This window comes from Bradyrhizobium sp. WYCCWR 12699, assembly GCF_032144035.1.
Taxonomy (GTDB): Bacteria; Pseudomonadota; Alphaproteobacteria; order Rhizobiales; family Xanthobacteraceae; genus Bradyrhizobium.
In genome coordinates, this window is record NZ_JAVTJN010000036.1 from 468,497 (window position 1) to 477,032 (window position 8,536).

Consider the following 8,536-nt stretch of genomic DNA (forward strand, 5'->3'; position numbering starts at 1 on the left):
CATGGGGTCGATCGATAAGTATATCTTCCGCACGACGCTGGCGTCGTTTGCGCTGGTCCTGGTCAGCCTCACCGGCGTGATCTGGATTACGCAGGCGTTGCGCGGCATCGACCTGATGACGAGCCAGGGTCAGACCATCCTCACCTTCCTCGGCATCACCAGCCTCGTCATCCCGGCCCTTGTCCTGATCATCTCGCCGATCGCGCTGATGATCGCGATCTCGCACACGCTGAACAAGCTCGCGACCGATTCCGAGATCATCGTGATGAATGCCGCCGGCTTCTCGCCGTTCCGGCTGTTCTATCCGTTCTTCTACGCCACCTGCGTGGTGGCGCTGCTGGTTGCCTTCATCGCGGCCTATCTGGCCCCCGACGGGATGCGGCGAATCAAGCAGTGGGACGCCGAGATCACCGCGGACGTGCTCACCAACATCCTGCAGCCCGGCCGCTTTGCCCAGCTCGACAAGAACCTCACGATCCGGATTCGCGAGCGCCAGCCCGGCGGCATCCTGGCCGGCATCTTCATCGACGACCGCCGCGATCCGAACGAGCGCGTCTCGATCGTCGCCGAACGCGGCGAGGTCGTGAAGAACGAGACCGGCTCGTTCCTGGTGCTGGAGACCGGCAATCTCCAGCGCTTCGAGGCCGGCAAGCGCGATCCGGCGCTGGTGGCTTTCGGCCGCTACGGCTTCGACATGTCGAAATTCTCCAACCAGGGCCGCGACGTCACCCTGGGCATCCGCGAGCGCTATCTGTGGGAGCTGTTCTCGCCGTCCGAGGACGACCCCGTCTACAAGCAGATCCCCGGGCAATTCCGCTCGGCCCTGCATGACAGCCTGTTGGCTCCGATTTATCCGTTTGCCTTTGCCGTGCTGACCTTCGCCTTCCTCGGCGCGCCGCGCACCACCCGCCAGAGCCGCAACTTCTCGATCGGCTCGTCGATCATCGCGGTGTTCGGCCTGCGCATGGCGGGCTTTGCCTGCTCGGTGATGGCGGTGAAGTCGTCGAGCCCGGTGCTGGTGCAATATGCGATGGTCTTCGGCGCCATCGGCGTCGGACTGTGGATGATCATCAGCGGCGTCGTGGTCGAGCCGCCCCCCGGCCTGATGGAGGCCATCAACAGGTCGAATGCGCGCATCGCGCGGCTGTTCGGACGTCCGGCCACCGCATGAGCATGCTCACCAATACACTCGGGCGCTATTTCGCCGGCCGCTTCGTGGTCGCGGCGCTCGGCGTGTTCGCCAGCATTTTCCTGCTGCTGGTGCTGGTCGACTATATCGAGATGGTGCGCAAGACCTCCGGACTGGCCTCCGCCTCCGCGCTCATGGTGGCCGAGACCTCGCTGTTCCGGGTGCCGCAGCTTCTGGAGAAGCTGACGCCGTTCTGCATGCTGATCGGCGCCATGACCTGCTATCTCGCCCTCTCCCGCCGATTGGAGCTCGTGGTCGCCCGCGCCGCCGGTATCTCGGCATGGCAGTTCATCTCGCCGGCGCTCGGCAGCGCGCTGCTGATCGGCGTGATCGCCACGGTCGCCTACAATCCGATGTCGGCCAATTTGCGTGAAGCCTCCAAGCGCATGGAGGCCGAGCTGTTCGGCTCGGCGCCCGGCGGCGGCATCCAGGACGCCTCCGGCTTCTGGCTCAATCAGGTGACCAGCGACGGCCAGACCATCATCAATGCGGCCCGCAGCGAGCAGCAGGGCATCCGGCTCACGGGGCTGACGCTGTTCCGGTTCGACCCCGAGCAGCACTTCAAGGAGCGGGTCGAGGCGCGCGAGGCGACGCTCGAGGCCGGCCGCTGGCTGTTCAAGGGCGTCCGCCGCTTTTCGCTGGACGCCCCGCCGATCGACCAGGCCACGCTCGAGATTCCGACGACGCTGACCGAGGCGCAGGTCCGCAACAGCTTTTCCACCCCGGAAACTGTGTCCTTTTGGCAACTACCGACCTACATCCGCTCGTCCGAAAGCTCGGGCTTCGCGACAGCGGGATACCGACTCCAGTATCAGAAGCTTCTGGCACAGCCATTTTTGCTGGCCGCCATGGTGATGCTCGCGGCCTCCGTGTCGTTGCGCTTCTTCCGGATGGGCGGCGTGCAAAAGATGGTTTTGAGTGGCGTGGGCGCAGGCTTTCTGCTCTACGTTCTGTCGAAAGTGACTGAAGACTTGAGCAAGGCTGAGTTGATGCATCCGATCGCTGCGGCGTGGTTGCCCGTGGTGGTGGGCGGCCTCACCGGCTTTTTGGCCTTGTTGTACCAGGAGGACGGTTAGTGACTGCCGTCCATCGAGGACCCGTGTCTCGTTTGACGCGCCGCATGGTGATGCGCGCGAACGGGTGCGGCTTGTCTCTTCGCAGGATCGTGATGGCTGTCGCTGCCGCGGCCTCCCTCGGCGCGCTGATCGACGTTGCCGCCGTGGCGCCGGCCTCCGCCCAATACACCTACAATCCGCTGCCGCCGCGTCCGAAGCCGGCGAAGGCCGCCAACGACAACCAGATGCTGGTTCAGGCGACCGAGGTCGACTACGACTACAACAATTCGCGTGTTTCCGCGGTCGGTAACGTCCAGCTGTTCTACAACGGAACCAGCGTCGAGGCCGACAGGGTCATCTACGACCAGAAGACCAAGCGGCTGCATGCCGAAGGCAACATCCGCATGACGGATGCCGACGGCAAGATCACCTATGCCGAGATCATGGATCTCTCGGACGATTACCGCGACGGTTTCGTCGATTCGCTGCGCGTGGACACGGCGGACCAGACCCGCATGGCCGCCAGCCGCGCCGACCGCTCCAGCGGCAACTACACGGTGTTCGAGAACGGCGTCTACACGGCCTGCGCGCCGTGTAAGGACGATCCGAAGAAGCCGCCGCTGTGGCAGGTCAAGGGTGCACGCATCATCCACGACCAGCAGGAGAAGATGCTGTATTTCGAGACGGCCCAGCTCGAATTCTTCGGCGTGCCGCTCGCCTACATGCCCTATTTCTCGACGCCCGACCCGACTGTGAAGCGCAAGAGCGGCTTCCTGATGCCGGGCTACATTGCCGGCACGTCGAACACGGGCTACGGCGTCGAGGTTCCCTATTATTGGGCGATCGCGCCCGACATGGACGCAACCATCACCCCCCGCATCCTGTCGCGGCAGGGCGTGCTGCTGCAGGGCGAATTCCGCCAGCGCCTGATCGACGGCGCCTACCAGATCCGCGCCTATGGCATCGACCAGCTCGATCCCGGCGCGTTTAGCGGCCAGCCCGGCGACCGCCAGTTCCGCGGCGCCGTCGACACCAAGGGTCAGTTCGCGCTGAACGACAAATGGGTCTGGGGCTGGGACGGCGTCGTGATGTCCGACTACTATTTCTTCTCGGACTACCGCCTCTATCAGTACCGCGATCCGCTCGGCTCGTTCCTGCTGCTGCCGACGGAGGCGCTGTCGCAGCTCTATCTGACCGGTGTCGGCAACCGCAGCTTCTTCGACGCCCGCACGATGTACTGGCTGAGCTATTCGGGCAACCAGAGCCAGGTGCCGATCGTCTATCCGGTGATCGACTATTCCAACGTGCTCAACTATCCGGTGTTCGGCGGCGAGTTCAGCTACAAGACCAATTTCGTGAACCTGTCGCGCGAGCAGGCGGCGTTCGATCCGATCACGACGACGGCCAACACGAGCAGCCTGTGCACGACGGCATCGGCCGATCCGCTGGCGCGCCTGCCCTCGCAGTGCCTGCTGCGCGGCTTCCCCGGCACCTACACCCGCCTCACGGCGGAAGCGCAGTGGCGCAAGTCCTTCACCGATCCGTTCGGCCAGATCTGGACGCCGTTCGCGAGCCTGCGCGCCGACGCGATCAATTCCTCGGTCTCCAACCAGCCGGGCGTGTCGAACTATCTTCCCGTCGGCGACACCCAGGCGTTCCGCCTGATGCCGACCGTGGGTCTCGAATATCGCTACCCCTTCATCAACATCCAGCCCTGGGGATCGACCACGCTCGAGCCGATCGCGCAGATCATCATCCGGCCGAACGAGACCTATGCCGGCAAGCTGCCGAACGAGGATGCCCAGAGCATGGTGTTCGACGCCTCGAACCTGTTCAGCGTCGACAAGTTCTCGGGCTACGACCGCGTCGAGGGCGGCGGCCGCGCCAATGTCGGCGTGCAGTCCACCACGCAGTTCGACAGGGGCGGCGCGGTCAAGGTGCTGTTCGGCCAGTCCTACCAGCTGTTCGGCATGAATTCCTTCGCGGTCCAGGACAGCATCAACACCGGCCTCAATTCCGGCCTGGACAAGCCGCGCTCGGATTACGTCGCGAGCGCCAGCTACTCGCCCAACAGCACCTACACGTTCAGCGTCCGCTCCCGCATGGATGAGCAGACCTGGAACGTGCAGCGCTTCGAGGCGGAAGGCCGCGCCAACTTCAATCGCTGGTCGGTCAGCGTGCTGTACGGCAATTACGCAGCGCAGCCGGAGCTCGGCTATCTAACCCGCCGCGAGGGTATCCTGACCTCGGGATCGCTGAAGGTCGCGAACAACTGGGTGGTGTCGGGCTCGGCGCGGTGGGACCTCGAGGCCAACAAGATCAACCAATATGTGCTCGGCGCCGGCTATGTCGACGATTGCTTCGTGCTGGCGGCGAACTATGTAACTTCGTATAGTTATTCAGCGGGCACCACGCCGCCCGTGCTGAGCCATGCGTTCATGTTCCAGATCGGCCTGCGCACGCTGGCGACCTCGACGACGGCCAGCAGTTCCTCCGGCCTCCAGTGAACGGTTTGAAGTGCCGGCCGCGCTTGCCCTCATCACAGGCTCGACGCGGCTGACATGCGAGCGACAATCATGACGACCCTATTGCCCGTCTTCCGCCTCCTCCTTGCCGTCAGCGCCGGGCTGATCCTGACCGGACTGCCCTCGGCCTCGCGCGCGCAGAACATCGTCGTCATGGTCAACGGCGATCCGATCACCGATTTCGACATCGAGCAGCGCTCCAAGCTCGACCAGCTGACGACACAGAAGACCCCGAGCCGGCAGGAGGTCATCAACGAGCTGATCGACGACAAGGTGAAGATGAAGGAGGGCAGGAAGTACGGGGTCGATCCCGGCGTCTCCGACGTCAACCAGTCCTACGAGGGCATGGCGCAGCGCATGCGCATCTCGCCGGAGCAGCTCACCAAGTCGCTCGAATCCAAAGGCGTGCGCCCCGAAACGCTGAAGGGCCGCATGAAGGCCGAGATGGTCTGGACCAGCCTCGTGCGCGGCCGCTTCAAGGAGAAGCTGCTGGTCGGCGAGCGCGACGTCGCCCAGGCCGTGCAGGCCCAGACCGGCGACAAGCTGCAGATCGAAGGCACCGAATACAAGATGCAGCCGATCGTGCTGATCGTGCCGCGCGGCTCGTCCGCCGCGTTCCTGGAGACGCGGAAGAAGGAAGCCGAGACCTATCGGTCGCGTGTCGGAAGCTGCGAGGAAGCCAATTCGCTGTTCCGCTCGACACCGAACGCCACCATCCGCGACAGCGTCACCAAGACCACAGCGGAGCTGCCGGAGGCGTTGCGCAAGGTGCTCGATGACACGCCGATCGGCCACCTCACCGCGCCCGAGCTGACCAAGAACGGCATCGAGATGGTGGTGCTGTGCTCGCGCAAGCCGACCATGATCGACACGCCGAAGAAGCGCGAGGTCCGCGAGAAGATGTATCAGGAGAAGTACGAGAAGACCCAGAAGGCCTATCTCGACGATCTCCGCAAGGCGGCGATGATCGAATATCGCAACCATCGCTGATGGCCGCTTCCGCAGCAAAGGCGCTTCCCCTTCCTCTTGCGCTGACCCTGGGCGAGCCCGCCGGCATCGGCCCCGACATCACGATCGCGGCCTGGCTGCGGCGCCGCGAGCTTAACCTGCCCGCCTTCTATCTGCTCGGTGACGAGGCGCTGATCGCGCGCCGCGCCAGGGCGCTCGCCACCTCGCTGGGGGCCGACGTCAGGACCGCGGCGGTGAGCCCCGGCGAGGCCGCTTCGGCCTTCACCGATGCCCTGCCCGTGGTCGCCACCGGCGAGCGCGCCACCGCCGAGCCCGGCAAGCCCGACGCATCAAGCGCGCCCGCCGCACTCGCCTCGATCCGGCAGGCGGTCGCGGACGTCCGCGAGGGCCGCGCCGGCGCGGTCGTCACCAATCCGATCGCCAAGAGCGTACTCTACCGCGCGGGCTTCCGACATCCCGGCCACACCGAATTCCTCGCCGAGCTCGCCGCGGAGAACGGGCGCGTGCCGCAGCCGGTGATGATGCTGTGGTCGCCGCAACTCGCCGTGGTGCCCGTGACCATTCACGTCTCGATCCGCGACGCGCTGGCAGAGCTCAGCAGCGAGCTGATCGTCTCGACCGTGCGCATCGTCGCAACCGAGCTGAAATCCCGCTTCGGAATCGCGCGGCCGCGCATTGCGGTCTCCGGCCTCAATCCGCATGCCGGCGAGGACGGCTCGCTCGGCCACGAGGAGCAGACCGTCATCGCCCCCGCGCTCAGGACGCTGCGCGGCGAAGGCATCGAGACCAGGGGCCCGCTGCCCGCCGACACCATGTTCCACGAGGCCGCGCGCAGCACCTATGACTGCGCCGTCTGCATGTATCACGACCAGGCGCTGATCCCGATCAAGACCGTCGCCTTCGACAACGCGGTCAATGTCACGCTTGGGCTGCCTTTCGTCCGCACCTCGCCCGACCACGGCACCGCCTTCGATATCGCCGGCACGGCGAAGGCCAATCCGGCCAGCCTGATCGCGGCGCTCCGGCTCGCCAGCCGCATGGCGGCCGCGAACATCAGATGAGCGCGATCGACGACCTCCCGCCGCTGCGCGAGGTCATTCGCCGGCATGCGCTGTCGGCGCGGAAATCGCTCGGCCAGAATTTCCTGCTCGATCTCAATTTGACGGCGCGCATCGCGCGCGCCGCGGCGCCGCTCGAGGATTCCACCATCGTCGAGATCGGCCCCGGCCCGGGCGGGCTGACGCGCGCACTGCTCGCGCTCGGCGCCAAACGCGTCATCGCCATCGAGCACGACGAGCGCGCGATCCCTGCCTTGCAGGATATTTCCGCGCGCTACCCTGACAGGCTCGAGATCGTGCATGGCGATGCCATGACTTTCGATCCCCGCCCGTTGCTCAATGGCGAGCGGGCGAAAATCGTCGCCAATCTGCCCTACAACATCGCGACCCAGCTCCTGATCAACTGGCTCACCACCGAGCCCTGGCCACCCTGGTACGACATGATGGTGCTGATGTTCCAGCGCGAGGTCGGCGAGCGCATCGTGGCGCACGAGGACGAGGAGGCCTATGGCCGGCTCGGCGTGCTCGCCAACTGGCGCTGCGAGACCAAGATCCTGTTCGACATTGCGCCATCCGCCTTCGTGCCGCCGCCAAAGGTCACCTCCTCCGTCGTGCGCCTCACGCCGCGCGCAGCACCATTGCCGTGCGATCGCAAGCTGCTCGAACAGGTCGCGGCCAGCGCCTTCGGCCAGCGCCGCAAGATGCTGCGCCAAAGCCTGAAGTCGCTCGGCGTGGACCCCGCGCGGCTTGCTGCGGCCGCCGGCGTCGATGCGACGCGGCGCGCCGAGACCATTCCGATATCGGGCTTTGTTGCCATGGCCCGGGAATTGGCGGATATACGCAGCGAAACCGAGTAACGAAGAAATTCCGGAGGAAAGAAAATGGCGTTGATGCGCAGGCAGTCCCTGGTCAAGTTCGACGCGCCCTTGTGCGAGACCATCGTCGACACGCCGAAGCCGCAAGGGCGCGAGGTGCTGGTGCGCATCGAGCGCTGCGGCCTCTGCCATTCCGACCTGCACATCCAGGACGGCTATGCCGATCTCGGCGGCGGCAAGAAGCTCGACACCACGCGCGGCATGACGCTGCCCTTCACGCTGGGCCACGAGATCGCCGGCGTGGTCGACGAGGTCGGCCCTGACGTCGCGGCCAATCTCGTTGGCACGAAGAAAGCCGTCTTCCCCTGGATCGGCTGCGGCCAGTGCCGCGATTGCGCCAACGGCGATGAGAACCTCTGCGTGAAGCAGCGCTTCCTCGGCGTGTCCATCGATGGCGGATTTGCCACCCACGTGCTGGTGCCCGACGCGAAATATCTGCTCGACTACGATCCCCTGCCCGTCAACCAGGCCGCGACGCTGATGTGCTCCGGCGTCACCGCCTATGGCGCGCTCAAGCGCCTGGTCGATCGTCCGCGCCAACGCAACCTCCTGCTGATCGGCCTCGGCGGCGTCGGCATGATGGGCCTGTCGTTCGCGCAGGCGATGTTCAAGCAGCCGATCACGGTCGCCGACCTCTCGCCCGCCGCGCGCGACACCGCGCTGAACAACGGTGCCGCGGTCGCCTACGACCCGTCCGAGCCCGACGTGATCAAGCGCATCCTGAAAGAGACCGAAGGCGGCTTCGACGAGATCGTCGATTTCGCCGGCAACGAGAAATCGATGGCCTTTGCGGTCGCGGTCGCCGCGCGCGGCGGCAAGATCGTGGTCTCCGGCCTGATGGGCGGCCAGTTCACGCTGCCGATGG

7 protein-coding genes are annotated in these 8,536 nt (G+C 65.5%); all 7 read left to right on the forward strand.

The window, feature by feature from the left end; genetic code table 11:
* Nucleotide 1: 1 nt before the first annotated feature.
* Nucleotides 2–1,171, forward strand: coding sequence for an LPS export ABC transporter permease LptF (gene lptF, locus RPS27_RS27090; protein WP_194402448.1), 1,170 nt, complete (start codon nucleotides 2–4; stop codon nucleotides 1,169–1,171).
* Entirely contained in the window at nucleotides 1,168–2,265 is a 1,098-nt protein-coding gene (lptG, locus tag RPS27_RS27095; protein WP_313754716.1) for an LPS export ABC transporter permease LptG, read from the forward strand. Before lptF ends, lptG begins: the two co-directional genes overlap by 4 nt.
* Nucleotides 2,265–4,751, forward strand: coding sequence for an LPS-assembly protein LptD (locus RPS27_RS27100; protein ID WP_211417359.1), 2,487 nt, complete (start codon nucleotides 2,265–2,267; stop codon nucleotides 4,749–4,751). The genes lptG and RPS27_RS27100 overlap by 1 nt, the downstream gene beginning before the upstream one ends.
* A 69-nt stretch (nucleotides 4,752–4,820) precedes the next feature.
* On the forward strand, nucleotides 4,821–5,759 hold the full coding sequence (locus tag RPS27_RS27105; protein ID WP_194402451.1) for a peptidylprolyl isomerase: 939 nt from the start codon (nucleotides 4,821–4,823) through the stop codon (nucleotides 5,757–5,759).
* Complete coding sequence (gene pdxA / locus RPS27_RS27110; protein ID WP_212066114.1) at nucleotides 5,759–6,799, forward strand: 4-hydroxythreonine-4-phosphate dehydrogenase PdxA; 1,041 nt, start codon at nucleotides 5,759–5,761, stop codon at nucleotides 6,797–6,799. Before RPS27_RS27105 ends, pdxA begins: the two co-directional genes overlap by 1 nt.
* Nucleotides 6,796–7,653 (forward strand): 16S rRNA (adenine(1518)-N(6)/adenine(1519)-N(6))-dimethyltransferase RsmA, encoded by an 858-nt coding sequence (rsmA, locus tag RPS27_RS27115; RefSeq protein ID WP_212066112.1) that lies wholly within the window; start codon nucleotides 6,796–6,798, stop codon nucleotides 7,651–7,653. Before pdxA ends, rsmA begins: the two co-directional genes overlap by 4 nt.
* Before the next feature lie 24 nt (nucleotides 7,654–7,677).
* Nucleotides 7,678–8,536: alcohol dehydrogenase catalytic domain-containing protein (locus RPS27_RS27120; protein ID WP_313754717.1), on the forward strand; the 859-nt coding region annotated here is incomplete at its 3' end.